13 protein-coding genes are annotated in these 15,546 nt (G+C 70.6%); 4 read left to right on the top strand and 9 right to left on the bottom strand.

Annotated features, from left to right (window positions below):
- Positions 1-99: 99 nt before the first annotated feature.
- The 6 genes from IEJ02_RS06925 to IEJ02_RS06900 all read right to left on the bottom strand — a co-directional run bounded on the left by IEJ02_RS06925 (position 100) and on the right by IEJ02_RS06900 (position 7,596).
- Complete coding sequence (locus IEJ02_RS06925; protein ID WP_191063902.1) at positions 100-2,097, bottom strand: acetoacetate--CoA ligase; 1,998 nt, start codon at positions 2,095-2,097, stop codon at positions 100-102.
- Positions 2,094-2,936, bottom strand: coding sequence for an SMP-30/gluconolactonase/LRE family protein (locus IEJ02_RS06920; protein WP_191063901.1), 843 nt, complete (start codon positions 2,934-2,936; stop codon positions 2,094-2,096). The genes IEJ02_RS06925 and IEJ02_RS06920 overlap by 4 nt, the downstream gene beginning before the upstream one ends.
- Positions 2,933-4,420: a bifunctional 3-(3-hydroxy-phenyl)propionate/3-hydroxycinnamic acid hydroxylase gene (locus tag IEJ02_RS06915; RefSeq protein ID WP_191063900.1), complete on the bottom strand. Its 1,488-nt coding sequence runs from the start codon at positions 4,418-4,420 to the stop codon at positions 2,933-2,935. The genes IEJ02_RS06920 and IEJ02_RS06915 overlap by 4 nt, the downstream gene beginning before the upstream one ends.
- Before the next feature lie 11 nt (positions 4,421-4,431).
- Complete coding sequence (locus IEJ02_RS06910; RefSeq protein ID WP_223863494.1) at positions 4,432-5,517, bottom strand: MFS transporter; 1,086 nt, start codon at positions 5,515-5,517, stop codon at positions 4,432-4,434.
- A gap of 301 nt (positions 5,518-5,818) precedes the next feature.
- A complete protein-coding gene (locus tag IEJ02_RS06905; RefSeq protein ID WP_191063899.1) occupies positions 5,819-6,745 on the bottom strand; it encodes a VOC family protein in 927 nt (308 codons plus the stop codon).
- Between the two features lie 14 nt (positions 6,746-6,759).
- Complete coding sequence (locus IEJ02_RS06900) at positions 6,760-7,596, bottom strand: fumarylacetoacetate hydrolase family protein (RefSeq protein WP_191063898.1); 837 nt, start codon at positions 7,594-7,596, stop codon at positions 6,760-6,762.
- A gap of 119 nt (positions 7,597-7,715) precedes the next feature.
- Between IEJ02_RS06900 and IEJ02_RS06895 the strand changes: the two genes are divergently transcribed.
- The 3 genes from IEJ02_RS06895 to IEJ02_RS06885 all read left to right on the top strand — a co-directional run bounded on the left by IEJ02_RS06895 (position 7,716) and on the right by IEJ02_RS06885 (position 11,052).
- On the top strand, positions 7,716-8,423 hold the full coding sequence (locus IEJ02_RS06895) for a GntR family transcriptional regulator (RefSeq protein ID WP_191063897.1): 708 nt from the start codon (positions 7,716-7,718) through the stop codon (positions 8,421-8,423).
- A gap of 695 nt (positions 8,424-9,118) precedes the next feature.
- Complete coding sequence (locus IEJ02_RS06890) at positions 9,119-10,045, top strand: helix-turn-helix domain-containing protein (RefSeq protein WP_498067025.1); 927 nt, start codon at positions 9,119-9,121, stop codon at positions 10,043-10,045.
- 434 nt (positions 10,046-10,479) lie between these two features.
- Complete coding sequence (locus IEJ02_RS06885; protein ID WP_191063895.1) at positions 10,480-11,052, top strand: hypothetical protein; 573 nt, start codon at positions 10,480-10,482, stop codon at positions 11,050-11,052.
- Positions 11,053-11,376: 324 nt separating this feature from the next.
- On the opposite strand, the gene IEJ02_RS06880 is transcribed toward IEJ02_RS06885, so the two are convergent.
- The 3 genes from IEJ02_RS06880 to IEJ02_RS06870 form a co-directional block, all read right to left on the bottom strand.
- A complete protein-coding gene (locus tag IEJ02_RS06880; RefSeq protein WP_191063894.1) occupies positions 11,377-12,276 on the bottom strand; it encodes a dihydrodipicolinate synthase family protein in 900 nt (299 codons plus the stop codon).
- A gap of 98 nt (positions 12,277-12,374) precedes the next feature.
- Positions 12,375-13,082, bottom strand: coding sequence for a B3/B4 domain-containing protein (locus tag IEJ02_RS06875; RefSeq protein ID WP_191063893.1), 708 nt, complete (start codon positions 13,080-13,082; stop codon positions 12,375-12,377).
- A gap of 38 nt (positions 13,083-13,120) precedes the next feature.
- Complete coding sequence (locus IEJ02_RS06870; RefSeq protein WP_191063892.1) at positions 13,121-13,957, bottom strand: EamA family transporter; 837 nt, start codon at positions 13,955-13,957, stop codon at positions 13,121-13,123.
- A 117-nt stretch (positions 13,958-14,074) separates the two neighbouring features.
- On the opposite strand from IEJ02_RS06870, the gene IEJ02_RS06865 reads away from it, so the two are divergent.
- Positions 14,075-14,650 (top strand): helix-turn-helix domain-containing protein, encoded by a 576-nt coding sequence (locus IEJ02_RS06865; protein ID WP_191063891.1) that lies wholly within the window; start codon positions 14,075-14,077, stop codon positions 14,648-14,650.
- The last annotated feature ends 896 nt before the right edge of the window (positions 14,651-15,546 follow it).

The raw sequence follows: 15,546 nt of genomic DNA, 5'->3' as shown, positions 1-15,546 counted from the left end.
GTGGTGTGCCGGCGGATTCCGGACGGCCCGGCCCGCTGCCGGGGGCGATGCCGCCGGCCGCGCCGCCGCACGGCCGGGGCGGCGGTCGACGCCGCGCGGTCAGCCGTTCGGTGACCGGGACGCGACGGAGCCGGCAGCGGTGCCGTTGCGCGTACGGTGGGCGGCGCCGATGTGGGCGTACCAGTCGATGAGTTCGGGTCTGTCGACGCTGCCGGGGTCGACCACGGAGCGCTGGGCGTCTCCGCGCAGCAGACGTTTCACGGGGACTTCGAGTTTCTTGCCGGTGCGGGTGTGCGGTATGCCGGGGGCTTGGATGATCTCGTCGGGGACGTGGCGGGGGGAGGCGCCATGGCGTATGGCGTCGCGGATCTTCTCGCTCAGCACGTCATCGACGTCGATGCCGTCGGTGGTGGTGACGAACAGCGGCATCCAGTAGCCGCCGCCGTCCTGCTCGACCCCGACGACGAGGGCTTCCGCGATCTCCTCGAGTTGCTCCACCGGACCGTAGATGTCGCTGCTTCCCATGCGTATGCCGTGGCGGTTCAGCGTCGCGTCGGACCGGCCGTGCAGGATCACCGAGCCGTGGTCGGTGATGGTGATCCAGTCGCCGTGCCGCCATACCCCCGGGTAGACGTCGAAGTAGGCACCGCGGTAGCGCGAGCCGTCCGGGTCGTCCCAGAAGTACAGCGGCATCGACGGCATCGGCCGGAGCACCACCAGCTCCCCCACCTCGCCCCGCACCGGCCCGCCGTCCGGGCCGAAGGCTTCCACGGCCACGCCCAGGCAGGGGGCGGACAGCTCACCGGCCCAGACCGGCGTGGTGGGTGCGGCGCCGAGGAACGCGGTGACCACGTCGGTGCCACCACTGGTGCACACCACCTGTGTCCGGGGCCCGAGCTCGCCGGCGACCCAGTGTTGCAGGTCGGCGGGGAACGCCGAGCCGGTGACCCCCAGGCGCTCGAGCGAGGCCGGACGGTGGTCGGCGAGCCGCACACCGGCCTTGCGGCACGCCGCCAGGTAGCCGGGGCTGGTGCCCAGGACGTTCACCTCCAGTCGGGCCGCGAGCCGCCAGAACGCATCGGTGCCGGGATGGGTCGGGCTGCCCTCGTAACAGATGGCCGTGGCTCCCAGTAGCAGGCCGGCCACCAGAACGTTCCACATCATCCAGCTCGGTGTGGTGTGCCAGAGGAAACGGTCCCCGGGGCGCAGGCCCAGGTGCAGGCCCAGGTTCTTGAGCTGCTCGAGCACGACCCCGCCGTGCCCGTGCACGATGCCCTTCGGCCGACCCGTCGTGCCCGAGGAGAACACGACCCACAGCGGGTGGTCGAACGGGACTGGTACGGGGGCCAGTTCGGCGTCGCGCTCGGTGAGCGCGGACCACGGGAGGGCACCGGGCACCACCCCTGCCGCGTCCCCCACGGCGATGGTCGCCGTGAGGGTCGGCAGCGCGTCGCGCAGGGCTTGCACATCGGCGCGGCGGTCGATGTGCTTTCCGCCGTGGAGACAGCCGGTCGCGGCGATCAGCACGGTCGGCCGGAGCTGTGCGAACCGCGCTTCGGCCGCGGCGGCGGTGTAGTCCTGCCCGCACACCGCCCAGGTCGCGCCCAGGCCGGCGGTGGCGAGGAAGGCCACGACGGCCTGCACGCCGTTGGGGAGGTACCCCACCACCCGGTCGCCCGTGCGCACGCCGAGTTCGGTGAGTGCCTGCGCGAGTGAGGCGACCTGACGGCGCAGTTCGTGCCAGGTGATGGCCACCGGGCCGGTGTCCTCGGTCACCGCGATGACGGCGGTGTCGGTGCCGGTCCGGTCGCGGAAGACTTCGGCCGTGTAGTTCAGCGTGCTGCCGGGAAACCACACGCTTCCCGGCAGCGCCTCGGTCGCCAGCGCGGGGCCCGCCGGGCGCTCGGGCAGACCGAAGTAGTCCCACACCGCCGCCCAGAAGCCGTTCACGTCGTCGACCGACCATGCCCACAGCGCGTGGTAGTCACCGCCCAGGTCACGTCCGGCGCGCCGCGAGGCGAACCGCGCGAAGTCGGTGATCCGGGAGTGCTGGACGGCCTGTGGCGTCGGGGTCCAGTCCGGCTGCTTCGTGCTCATCCGGCGTCCCCCTCCTTCGTGGCCTCGAGCAGTGCGACCGACGTGTGCACGGCTTTCGCGGCCATGGCCTCGCCCAGGGGGAGGCCATGGGTGTCGGCGAGGGTGACGAACAGCCGGTTCCCGCCGTCGCTGCAGCACGCGATCGGCAGCAGCGTCCCGGTGTCCACCGAGGTGACCAGTTCGTTCTCCCGGACCAGGGCGACGGCGTGTCCGGTGGTGGTGGCCACCCAGACGCCGTCTTGTGTCGGCCAGATAACGTCCGGCCGGGCGTGGGTGCCGACCAGATGGGCGAGGTCGGCGTAGGTGCGCCGGTCCGTGAGCGCCCCGTCGTCCGCGACGGTGAAGGCGGTCAGCCGTTGCCGGGTGGTCTCGGCGACGAGCAGGGTGCGACCGCCGTCGACGAGGGCCAGGCCGTTGGGGAACTCGACGTCTTCGGTGGCCACGCATACCGACCCGTCCGCCGCGACGCGCACCAACCGGCCAGGCCGTGGCGGCTCACCGGCGTGCGCGGCGAAGCCGACATCGTCCACGTAGAGGTTGCCGTGCGGGTCGCCGACCATGTCGCCGAGCGGACCGGTGGCCACCGCGCTCAGGTCCGCGTAGGTGGCGAACCGCTCACCGGTCCACACTCCGATGCTCCGCTCATGCATCATGGCGCCGGCCAGCCGCCCGTCCGGCAGGAACCACAGGCCATTGGGTACCGCGTCCAGCGGGATGCCCCGCCAGGGACCGTCGTGGTCGGTCCACAGCTTCCCGCCCTGTGTGTCGGACAGCCATAGCGCACCGCCCTGCCAGCGGGGGCCCTCCCCCCACCTCATCCCGGCCGCGTATTCCTTCACGCCCCCGCCTCCTGTATCGATACCATCCGCGCCAGGTCGCGGGTGGCCTGCTCCAGTTCCGCCGTGTCGGTGGCCAGCGCGAAGGTGTAGCGGTCCGGACGGATGATCGCCGCGGCCGCCGAATAAGCGGCCAGCCAGCAGTCGACGGCCGGTCCGGTCTCCGGGACGACCACGGCGTCCAGCCGGTGCCACATCTGCCGCACCTCCGCGGACACGGCGGAGGTCACCCCCGGGTTCCCGACAACGGTGAAGCCGTATCCGCTCGTATCGTCCAGCCTCTCCCCCCTCGCGCCACGCGGCTGCGGGCTCAGCTGCCCGACGGCGCCGCCGGGCCGGGTGACCAGGCCCGGTCCAAGCAGCGGCCGGAACCTCTCGATCGTCTGCGTTCCGTTCGGCTCGGGAACCGCGCCCGTACCGAGCGCTTCGATCAGGTTGGACTGCCGGGCGGATTCCTCGATGTAGGGGCGCACATGCGGGGCGCGCTCACTTTCGTAGGTATCGAGCAGCGCCGAGGGGCTCTCGCCCTTCACGACGGCGGCGAGCTTCCATGCCAGGTTCGCGGCATCGCGCAGCCCGGAGCACATGCCCTGGCCGAGCATGGGCGGCATCTGGTGTGCGGCGTCCCCGGCGAGCAACAGGCGGTCGGACCGCCAGCCGCGCACGAGCCGGGCGTGCCACTGGTAGGTGTCGGTGCGCATGATCCGGTAGCTGCCCGGTTCCAGCCAGCGGCTCAGCAGGTCGTACACCGACTGCGGTCGTTCGAGTTCCGCGGCGTCGTCCTCGTCGAGCAGCATGAACTCGAAGCGGAGCATCGGCGGGAAGATCGGCAGATAGGTCACGGGCCGCTTCCCCCGGCACAGGATGAATCCGCTGTCCGCCGGGAGCTGTGCGGGGTGTTCGAAGGGGTGGATGTCGATGATGAGGGAGCGCTGAGTGCCGTGGAGGTCCTCGACTTCAGCGTTCATCGCCTGCCGGACGAAGGAGTTGGCGCCGTCCGAGCCGACGGCGTAGCCGGCCGTGAGCGTGGTTTCGGCTCCGGTCGACCGGTCGAGCAGCGTCAGCCGCACCGCTGTGTCATCTTGCTCCATCGCGCTGACCGTCCAGCCGAACCGGAGGTCCACGTTCGCGTCGGCCGCGAGCAGCCCCCGCAGCCGCGACTCGAAGTCCGGCTGGTGGAACTGGTAGTCGGTGCGCCAGCTCTGGTCCGACTCCTCCTCGGGCAGCATCTGCTGAAGGAAGGCCCGCCCGTCCTCCCGGTGCAGTGTCCAGGCGGTCTGGCGCAGGAACCGGTGTTCCATGTCCTGCGCGCCGAGGGTCTGCAGAAGGCGCATGGTCTCGTCGTCGAGATGGGTGGCGCGCGGGTGATAGCAGACGAGCCGGTTGGTGTCGATGGCGGCGACCCGCAGCCCCTTCATCGCCAGCAGCCGTGCGAGGGTCAGCCCCACCGGGCCGCAGCCGACGACGGCGACGTCGTAGGTGTCCATGGTGTGCTCTCTCATTGTGTGTGTCCGGCCGTCGGCTCCTCGGCGCGCGGCGAGGGAGCGGCACGGCTCTGATTCCGCGCTGTTCGTCCGCCGGCAGCCAGGGTGAGGGCCGCGCCGAGGACGGCGGGGACGGCGAAGAGGACGAAGTTCCCATGGGGTTGGAGGCCGGCCGCGAGAATCCAGCCGCCGAGCGTGGGGCCGGCGATGGCGCCGATGCGGCCCACTCCGAGCACGACGCCCACCGCACTGGCTCTCGCGGTCACCGGGTAGGAACGCGAGATGTACACGTTGATCAGCCCCTGGACCCCGACCGCGCCGCAGCCGCCGACGATGACGATGGCGTAGAGCACCGGCAGCGGGAGCCGGGTGCTCATGGCGACGATCGCCGCGGCTCCGAGGACGAAGCAGGCCGTGATCGGCCCCCGTGATCCGGCACGGTCGGCCAGGAGCGACATGGCGAGCCCGCCGACGGTGGCGCCGAGGTTCAGCAGGATGAGGAAGGTCTGGGAGTCCTGCAACGGATAGTCCGCCGTCTGCATCAGCTGCGGCAACCAGGTGTTCACCCCGAAGATGAGCAGGAACGACAGGGCCGCCATGGCGCAGAACACCGCCGTGGTGCCGAGGGAGGGCGGCTTCAGCACGAGCCACACACCTCGGCGGTCGGGGGCCGGGGCCGACGCGCTGACCGCCCGGTGGTACTCCGTGGACTCGGGCAGCCAGGCGAAGGCCATGGGCAGACGAAGCAGACCGGCCATGCCGCCGACCAGGTACTCCAGATGAAAGCTGTGCCCGGTCAGCAGGGTGTTGGCGACAAGGGCCGCGAAGGAACCGCCGACGGCGGTCCCGCACTGCACGATCCCGGAGAACAGGTTCTTCCGTCCGGCCGGGGCGAGTTCGAAGATCAGTGGGCCCATCGCCGGATAGATCGCGCCGACATCGAGCCCGACGACGCATCGGCCCGCGCCGAACAGCGGCGGAACGGGGGCCACCGCGCAGGCGAACATCCCGGCGCTGACGGCCCCGATACTGATCAGCGTCGTGCGGCGCCGGCCGAACCGGTCGGTGAACTGGCCGACCAGCAAGGAGCCGACGAGCATGCCGATGGGGTGAGGCTGCCGAGCAGGCCGACGAAGGCAACGGAGAGGTGCCAGGGACGGTAGTCCAGATGCAGCGGTGTCGTCGCGCCGAAGGCGACAAGGTCGAATCCCTCCAGTGTCATCGCTGCCATGCCGACGGCGAGTGCGGTGCCCGCCGGCGATGAAGGCCCCGGGGACGACCGGCCGCCCCGACGGGCGAACGCTGATGTGCTCAATGTTCCGACTCCGATTTCGGCGCTCTCACCCGTCGCGACCGCTGACCGCGGCGCTGCGGGAAAGGGCGGAGGTACCTCGGGGACACTCAGTCGTTGGCCGTGTGGGCGCCGGTCATCAGCGCGGCAAGGTCCTCGGGGGCGAGGAACGACGGCGGAGGCGGAGGTCCCCAGGCATAGAGCGCCTGCATGCCCTCGAAGGAGCGTGGCGTCCACAGCTGGTCGTCGACGATGCAGTCCATGTCGGCGTAGTACTCGCTGAAATTGCCGGCCGGGTCCTTGAGGTACCAGAAGAAGTTCGACCCGATGTGATGGCGGCCGAGCCCCCACACATGACGTTCCGGGTGCTCGGTGAGCATGCTCGTGGCGCCCCGGCCCACCTCGTCGACATCCGTCACCTGCCACGAGGTGTGGTGCAGGAAGTTCAGTGGCGCCTGCTGCACCAGGACGTTGTGGTGGTCGGTGGAGCAGCGCATGAACGCGGCCGTGCCGGGGACGACATCGCTGACCTTGAAACCGAGCCCTTCGGTGAAGAACCGCTGGGTCGACTCCTGGTCCACCGAACCGATGACGACGTGGCCCAGGGCCAGGGGCCGGACCGGGTCGGTGCGGGAGAGCACGGGTGCCCGGGTGCCGGCGCGGTCCAGGCGTCCGGGGCCGTTGTACGGGGTGGCCGCGACGGTGACCCGGGTCAGCCGGGGTGCGACACGGACCTCGACCGATACACCGGCGATGGGTTCCCTGGTGCGCAGGGAGCCGGTGTCGCGTTCGCACGGCAGCTGGAGCCGGTCCAGGTTCGCGGCGATCCGGTCCAGGTCGTCGCCGTCGTCGGCGGCGACCGCCATCCCCAGCAGCCGCCGGACGGGAGAGTACTCGAGGAAGAACTGCTCACCGCCCTCGACGGTGGCGAACCGTCCGGGTGCCACCTGCTCGAGTCCGAAGTCGACGTAGTAGTCGGCCGCCTCGGCCACGTCCGGCACTCCGACGGTGAGTGACTGAAGCCTGTGCAATGCCATGGGATTCCCTTCTCTCAGGCGGCGAGGCAGGTCTGCCGGAGCTGTCCGATGCCCTCGATGCGGGTGACGACCTCGTCTCCCGGCCGCAGGTAGCGCTGGGGGGTGCGGGCGTGTCCCACTCCTGAGGGGGTGCCGGTGAAGATCAGGTCGCCCGGCAGCAGTGGGCACACGGCGGACAGCCGTGCGATCAGTTCCGGGACCGGGAAGATCATCGAAGAGGTGCGTGACTTCTGGACGCTCTCCCCGTTGACGAGGCACTCGATCGCCAGGTCGTCCGGATCGGCGAACTCGTCGGCCGTGACCAGCACCGGGCCGGTCGGCGCGAATCCGGGGAAGGACTTGCCGAGAGAGAACTGCGGCACGGGGCCCACGGACTGCACATCGCGCTCGGAGTAGTCCTGCCCCACGGTCAGCCCGGCCACGTAGGACCAGGCGTCCCCCGCGGCAACGTGCTCCGCCCGGCGCCCCATCACCACCACCAGCTCGGCCTCCCAGTCAACGCGGCCGCCGGGCAGCCGCAGCTGTGTGTCGGGGCCGGTGAGGGACGTGGCGAACTTGGTGAAGACCGATGGGGACTCAGGCACCGCCAGGCCGGCCTCCTCGGCGTGGTCGCGGTAGTTCAGCCCGATCGCGAACACCTGCCGCGGTGTCGGCGAGACGCTGCCGTCCGGCCCCGCCGGCGCCTGGACACCCGCAGCCTCCAGCTCAGCGGCCCAGGACCGGAAGGCGTCCCACTCCTCGAACACTGTCAGCGGATCAGCCGGGAACCGGCCTGCACTGGCCTGCTCGACATCGATCACCGCCTCTCCGGTCACCAGGCACATCCGTCCTGCTCTGGTCGTCGTCCGCATAGCGCGCCGCCTCCGGTCTTCCTGCTTGTGGATGACTGGAGTCAACGCCCTCCCCAGTCGACACGTCAAGAAAATCTCGATATTTTTTTGGAATATCTAGATACACTAGAATCTGCGACATGGCGACTACCAGCTCCATGACCCGTGCCGAGGAGATCTACCAACGGCTGCGCGCGGACATCCTCAACGGACGACACGAACCCGGTTCACGTCTGCGGGTGGAGACGCTGAAGGAGAAGTACGGCGCCAGCAGCGGGGTACTGCGGGAGGCACTGCCCCGGCTGGTCGGCCAGGGGCTGGCGACCTTCGCGCCGCAGCAGGGGTTCCGGGTCGTCACCGTCTCACCCGAGCGCCTGGAGGAGCTGACCGAGGCCCGCGTGTTCATCGAGACCCACCTTGTCCGGGAGTCCGTCACCGCCGGCACCATCGAGTGGGAGTCCGAACTGCTCGCCGCGCACCACCATCTCGCCCGCGTTCCCCTTTTCGGCGACGCCGGCGAAATCAACGAAGGCTGGCTGACCGCCCACGCCCGCTTCCACCGCGTCCTGCTGGAGGGATGCTCCAACCGGCAGCTGCGGGACATCGCCACGCAGCTGCGCGAGGCAGCGGAGGTCTATCGCTGCTGGGCCCGCACACCGACCGAGCACAGCAACCGCGATATCGCGGCAGAGCACAAGACCATCTGCGAGCGCGCCATCGAACGGGACGTACCAGGCGTCGTCGAGGCGCTCAGTCGGCACATCAACACCACCACACACCTGCTGCTCAACGACTACGGGCGGCACGAGGAGGAAAACAAGCAGGACCGCGGCCCCTCCTCCCCGTGAGGGCCGGCCACGGAGTGCGGGAGCCCGGCACACCGGCCGGCTGACGGGGACTTCCCACGGAGAGACTCCCGGCGGACGGGGCCGGCTCCTCCACGGTGGCAAAGGTGCTCTGGGCATGAACGGTGACAAGCCTCTGCCCGGGCCTGCGAGTGGCGAGCCCGTCGCTTTCCGCTCGGGCGGCGCGCTGCGAGATGGCGCGCCAGCCGCAAGATCGGCGTGACGATCCCGATCGACGTAACGGGCGCGCCGGGGCCGCTCGCGCTCCCAGGCGGCAGCGATGTCCTGCACGGGGTGCGTGGAGGCGCCGTCCGTCGTCCCGGCCCCCTCGACGACCTCGCGACCGAAACCGGCGTCCGCCCCCCTGGTCCGCGACCACACCGACCGCAAGGCTCTCCTCCGGCTCGCGTCCGAACTCCCCTAGTGTGTCGACGCGTTGGTCAACGGGAGTCCGGGAGCCACCATCGCTGTCTCGAAGGCTCCCCGCCCCTCGCCCGCCGAATGACACGGCCTTTACTTCCTCTTGGGTTCGGCTCAGGGTGTACGTGGACGACAGCCGGACGGCACGACATGCCGTTGGTGAGGTGCGAGGGGGGAACCAAATGATCGAGGATGTGTTCCGCACGGAGGACTTACCGAGGGCCGACCGCTTCGACGCGTGGTGTGAGCGTGCGGCTCAGAGCCACGCGCCAGTGGAGATGAGCAGTGCCCATGTCGCGGACTTCCGCGGCTTCCAGCTGGCGGTGCAGCTGGGTGCTGTGCCCGTCTACGCGTCGGAGTGGCAGCCCGCGGTGGTGCGCCGGACGCCGAGGCTGGTTCGACGCTCCGACCCCGAGCGGTACCGCCTGTCGTTCGTCCGGAGCGGCACCGTCGGAACAGCTGTCAACGGCCGGCACCTCACCCACGGTCCGTGCGGGCTGTTCAGCCACACCACCTCGGCTCCCTTTGAACTGCGTATCGGCACCCGCGAGGACCGGGTCAAAGCCGTCAGCGTCGAGGTCCCCCGCACGCTGATGCCGCTGCCCGCGGCACAGGTCGACCACGTGATCGGTCGTCCTCTGAGCGGACGGGACGGCACCGGTGCTCTGCTTGCCGCCTTTCTCACCACGCTGACCGCCGACGCCAGGTCCTGTACCACCGCCGACGCCGCCCGTTTGGAGACGGTCCTACTCGACCTGGTCACCGCGGTCTTCGCCCACGAACTCGATGCCGTGGACCATCTGCCGCCTGAGGCCCACCGGCGCACCCTGACCTTAGGCATCCGTGCGTTCATCCGGCAGCACCTGCACGACCCCGCCCTGACACCGGCCGTGATCGCCGTAGCGCACCACATATCGGTCAGCCATCTGCACCGCCTGTTCCAGCCTGAGCGGGACACCGTCGCGGCGTACATCCGGCACCAGCGGCTGGAGCGCATCCGCCGCGATCTTTCCGATCCGGCCCAGCGCACGATTCCCGTCCACCGCATCGCCGCCCGCTGGGGCCTGACCCAGCACACCGCCTTCACCCGCGCCTTCCGCGCCCGGTATGGCATCTCTCCTCGGGACTACCGCGTCCAGACGCTGGGCAGCGGAACAACCTCGGCAGGACAGGCCGCTGCCTCTGACGGCGCGCCCGGGCAATAGCCAGGCAGCGGCGTGGTGAGGCCGGCACCGGTAGCTGCTGCTCGTGCGTCTGGCGGAAGTCCGGCGGCCGCGTCGTCCTGTATCCGGCAGCGGTGTCCGCCCGTCACGGACACGCCGTCCCTGGGCGGCCCGGGCGGCCGGCAGCCGCGCACTCCTGCCGGAAGTGGTCCCGGTCGACGGCGTCGCACAGCCGGGAACGCTTCAGCCCGGCCGACTGCGGCGACGCATCGTCAAAGACTCCGCGACTCCGGGTTAAGGACATGGTTCGCGGTCATACGCGAGGCTGACTGCCAGCATGAACCGGCTGAAAGGACGAAGGAGCGGCTCGCCATGAGACGGATCGTACGGCGGCCCGTCAGAACGGCCGGCGTGGCCGTGGACTGCCTGGTCGCCGTCGGGTGCACATCACAACGTCTTCTGAAGAAGAGGAATCCATGATGCTGAACAAGTGGGGTACATCGGCGAGCGCCTCTGCTGCCGCGCTTCTCGCGGCGTTGCTGACCGCTCCCTCGGCCCATGCCTCCGATGACGACATGGCGCGACGTAGCGATGCGGGTCGGCACTGTGTGATGAACGTGGCTGACGGTTCGGTGGCCTGCTACAACAGCTTCCGCGACGCGATCCGCGCTGCCACCGACGGGCGGATCGCCGATGCGCCTGAGGACGCACATCTGGCGGCCACCGAAGAGTACGGCATCCTGGCCGATCCCATCCTCTCCGTGTCGTACCAGCACCCGAACTACAACCGAGACAGAGACGGGGCCACCATGACACTCCGCGGCGCGGGAGGGTGCGACAGCGACGACGGGGTGGAGCACGCGCTGTACGACATCGACGACATCGACACCACGTGGGACGACACGGTCTCCTCCTTCATCAGCTCATCGAACTGCCAGGCGGAGTACTACGAGCATCCCGGATATGGGGGGTCACGTACCGGGTGGCGCAACAGCATGGCGGACATGGGTGCGATGGAGGATGAAGCCTCCTCGATCAGGTGGAGATGAGCGATTCTCAACGAGCCGGCAAAGAATCCAGTTGTTGCTCGGCGTGATCCGGCTCGTTGGTGTGACATGCGCGTCTCCGTGGCCGCAGGACCGAGCCCGGGCGCGGCCCTCACCACAGCGACACGACGCACCGCCGACCGCTTCGGCCTCACCGACCGCGGACGGATCCAGCCCGGCGCCACAGCAGACCTACTCTCCGTGGACGGCGAGGCCGACCTCACACCTCTCCTCGGGGCGCATAGCCGCGCGCTCCTGTATGGGTGTCGGGCAGAGGGGTGTCTCAGCGCCGCCCCCTTCCGTGCGCGTGAGGGGGGCGGCGGGCTGTCAGGCGTGGAGCTGGAGCTGCTCGATCACTGTGGCGAGGTGGGCGCGCTCCTTGGCGTCGAGGCCGCGCAGCGGCAGGGGGAGGTTGCGGTGGGCGGTCAGGCCCAGGTGCGCGGCGGCCGCGGCGACGACCCGCAGGGATCCTCCGTGCTGGGCGAACAGGTCCCACAGGGGCTGGAGCCGCTGGGACTCTTCAAGGGCTCGCTCGTGCCGGCCGGCCTGTGCTGCGCGGGTGAGGGCGAGGGCCGGCTCGGGGAAGGTGCCGCCGATCACCGAGTACCAGGCGTCGCATCCGGCGTTCAGGCCCCTGGCTGCGGCCGCGTCTCCGCTGATGCCCACCGTCACCGTGTCGGGCAGGAGCCGGCGCAGGTGCTCGACACGGACCCGGGCTTGCTCGGGGTCGGCCGGAAGCGCGGGGATCTTGATGGATGCCACCTGCGGCAGCCGGGCCAGGCGCGTGTACAGCTCGTCGGTGAAGGTGAAGTGTGTGGTGCCGGGGTTGTCGTAGATCACCAGAGGGATCGACAGGTTCGCGGTGACCTCTTCGAACAGCCCGAAGACGTCGTCGTCGGTCAGCGGCTGGTAGGACACCGGTGCCAGCAGCACGCCGGAGGCCCCAGCGTTCTGCGCGTCCTCGGCGGCCTGGAGCACCTGGCGGGTGCGCAGCGCCCCGATGCCGACGATGACCGGCACTCCGTCGGCGTGCTCGACCGCGATGCGGGCGACACGGGCGCGTTCCTCGCGGGTCAGGTAGGCGTAGGAGCCGGTGGAGCCCAGCGCCCCGATCGAGTCGACGCCGGCGGCGGCGAGCCGGTCGACCAGCGCGGCGAACGCCTTCTCGTCCACGCTGCCGTTGCCGGGGATGGGGGTGAGCGGGAAGGCGCTCAGACCGGTGAACAAGGCGAACCTCCAAGGGGTGCGGGTGGTCCTTCAGCGGCGGTGGGCCGCCGCCCGTCGCCGTGCCCCTGGTGCCGGGCAGGCGAGCCGAGGGGCGGTGGTCAGGCGGTGTGGTCGGGGTGTGCTGGGCTGAGGTAGTGCACGGTGATCTGCTCGCAGTGCGGCTGGAGCAGGGTCCGCAGGTCGTCGGCCGCGGCCTTGAGCAGGTGCCCGTCGTGGGTGGCGGCGACGGTCTCCAGGACGAAGGCGACGTGGGTGGAGTCTTCTGTGACGCGGGTGCGGTGGGCGTCACGGTGGTTCCAGTGCCGGGTGAGGACGTCGGTGGTGTCGGTGTAGATGATCTCGCCCGGCTTGGGGTTCTCGACGGTGCCGGGTTCGCCGAGCGGGGTGAAGGCTTCGCTGCCGTCGGCGTAGCGGATCTCGACGTCGCCGGTGACGTGGTCGAGATCGAAGGCGCCGGCGGGCAGGCCGTGGCGGACGGAGACGGCGTTGTAGGAGTCGACGGGCGGGTTGATCCGGGGCAGGGTGCCCTTCTTGGCCATGCGGCGGCCCAGGGCCTCGACGCTGGGCCGGACGCGGCGCGGGTTGGTGCCGAAGGAGCGGTAGGCGGCATGCCACGCCTCGATGCGCGGGTCGCTCTCGTCGGCCGGCCGCCAGACGCCGTCGGCCAGCTGGGCCTCCAGGTCCTCCAGGGTGGCGGTGGTGGCAGGCCAGGGCCGGCCACCACGCAGGCCGGTGGCGGTGACGACGGCGATGAGAGTGTCGGGGAAGGCATCGGCGACAGCGGGGCTGATGTGGAACGCGGTCATCAGGTGGTCCGTTCAAGGAAGGCGGCTGGGCGGGCAGATCAGGTGAGGGCGAGGAGGCTGACGGCGACGGCGGCGGTGCCCAGGCCGATCAGCTGGCCGCGGTGGATCCGTTCGGCCAGGACGCTGCGGGCGAGCAGGACGGTGCCGGCCGGATACAGGGCGGTGATCACGGCGACGACGGCCAGGTCGCCGCTGCGGGCGGCGAGCAGGAACAGCAGGTTGGCCACCGAGTCCAGCACGCCGGCCGTCGCCGACATCGCATACGCGGGCTTCTCCGAGCCGAGCCTGCGGTACATCAGACCGGCCGCGGTCAGGGTGACCGCGGAGGACACGGCGCGGCCGATGATCAGTGGGCCGACGCCGCTGCCGGAGGGCGCCTGGTGCAGGAAGATCAGCTGCAGGGCGATGGCGGCCCCGGCGCCGAAGGCCAGCAGCAGCGCGGTACGCGACGGGCGGGCGCTGCCGGCACCGTGCCCGGCGCTGACCAGCACCACCGCCGCCAGCGCCAGCGGCAGGCCGATCAGCCCGGCCAGCCCCAGGTGCTCGCCCTGCAGCAGGCCCACGCCCAGCGGCAGCATCGCCGAGACCAGCGCGGTGACCGGGGACAGGAGGTTCATCGGGCCGATCGCCAGCGTGCGATAGAGCAGGGCGAACGCGGCGGCCGACGCGACGCCGGAGGCGGCGCCCCAGGCGAGGGTGGCGGGGGCGAAGGAGGCGCCGAGGAAGGGCCACAGCAGCAACTCGACGGTGAGCGAGGCCGGGGCGGCGATCATCACGGTGCGCAGGACATGGGCCTTGCGGGCGCCGAGACCGCCGAGGAAGTCGGCGCAACCGTAGGCCAGGGAACTGCCCAGGGCCAGCAGCAGAGCGATCAACGGTGCATCCCTTACTATCAATGGAACGACCACACCGTACAACGCACCGACCGGAAGTCCGTCAACAGAGCAACCATGTGGTGCATTGCACTGACCCACCTACGGAGGGGTGAAGCGATGGCCGAGACCGAGGCGGCACTGCGGACGCTCGCGCACAACGTTCGCGCGGCCCGTACCCGCGCCGGACTGTCCCTGGACGAACTCGGCCGCCGCGCCAAGGTCAGCAAGGGCGCCCTGGTCGGACTGGAGAAGGCCCAGGGCAACCCGAACTTCGCGACACTGGTCCGCCTCGCCGACACCCTCGGGATTTCCGTCTCCGCCCTGATGGAAGGCCGCCGCGAAGAGCGCGTCCGAGTGGTGAGCGCCGACGCCGTCATGCCGCTGTGGAAGGGCGAGCGCGGCAGCGAGGCCCGGCTCATGCTGACCACCAGCGGCCCGGCGCCCACCGAGGTCTGGCGCTGGACGCTGGAGCCCGGCGAGGAGTACCCCAGCCACCCCCATCAGGGCGGCGTTACCGAAACCGTCAGCGTCACCGCCGGACAGATGGTGCTCGTGGTCGCCGGCGCCGAGTACCGGGTCAAGGCGGGGCAGACAGCCACTTTCGACGGCGACACCGCCCACACCTATCGCTGCTCGGGCACCGAGACCTGTCACCTGATCATGACCGTGCACCTGCCGCCCGGCCCCGCGTAACACCTCGAAAGGTCAAGGCGGCCAGCCCGAACCACGCCAGCTGGTCTCCCCGCCTGTCTTCGCGACCTTGCCGCGGACTCGGCTGGGAACGGGTACGGCTACTGCGCCGGGCGAGGGTGCCGGTCAGGCCTTTTCGCCACTGTGACGGGCATTGCAGGAAGCGGGCGTTCGCCGTCGGCGTCCACGCGGACGGACTGCCGGTGAGCGGCCTGATCAATGACGAAGGGGGCGCGCGGCGGCGAGCGCGCGCAGGACTCCAGGCCCCCGTCCCCCAACGAAGGACACCAGGAGCCATGTCGCTTGCCGCGCCCATCACCGGTGCGGCCACCGGCATCGCTTCCAGCCCGGCCGTCGGCTGCCACGTCCAGGCCATCCCCGCGATGATGTCGGTCAGGCCGGCCGCCCACCAAGGTGCCCAGGTTGAAGGCCGAACTCTGCACCATGAGGGCCAGGGTCCTGGCCCGTTGCGAGGCCACGTTCAGCATGCGGGTGTTCACGGCAGGGATGACGGCGCAGCAGGCGGCGCCGGGGAGGAAGACCGCGGTCAGCGGTTTGACGGCCGACGCCCTCGCCATGAGCAGCAGGGGCGCCGCAAGGGCCGCCACCCCGATGCACACCGCCGCCGTCACCGAGCGGTTCGCCACTTTCCCGCCGATGAGATTGCCGAGCGTGCCGCCGAGCGGCGCGTGTACGCCGGCGCACTGGCGCCACTGCGCGCATAGCCCATTCGCCCTCCTCGGCCCTTCCCGCTCCCTCTCGGCCGTCGCTCCGGTGACCTGCGCAGACCATCAAGTGGAGCGGTGGCCGCGGCGTTGCGGGGTGACGCCTCGTGTTGCGGCGGTGGCGGACTGTCGGTTGTCTCGTGAGTGGAACGCCTCACAGGTGCCGCGTGATCA

Origin of the sequence: Streptomyces sp. 5-10, assembly GCF_014712245.1 — a bacterium.
Classification (GTDB): Bacteria; Actinomycetota; Actinomycetes; order Streptomycetales; family Streptomycetaceae; genus Streptomyces; species Streptomyces violaceusniger.
Note: the sequence above shows the minus strand (reverse complement) of the source record. Positions and strands in the feature narration are given on the sequence as shown.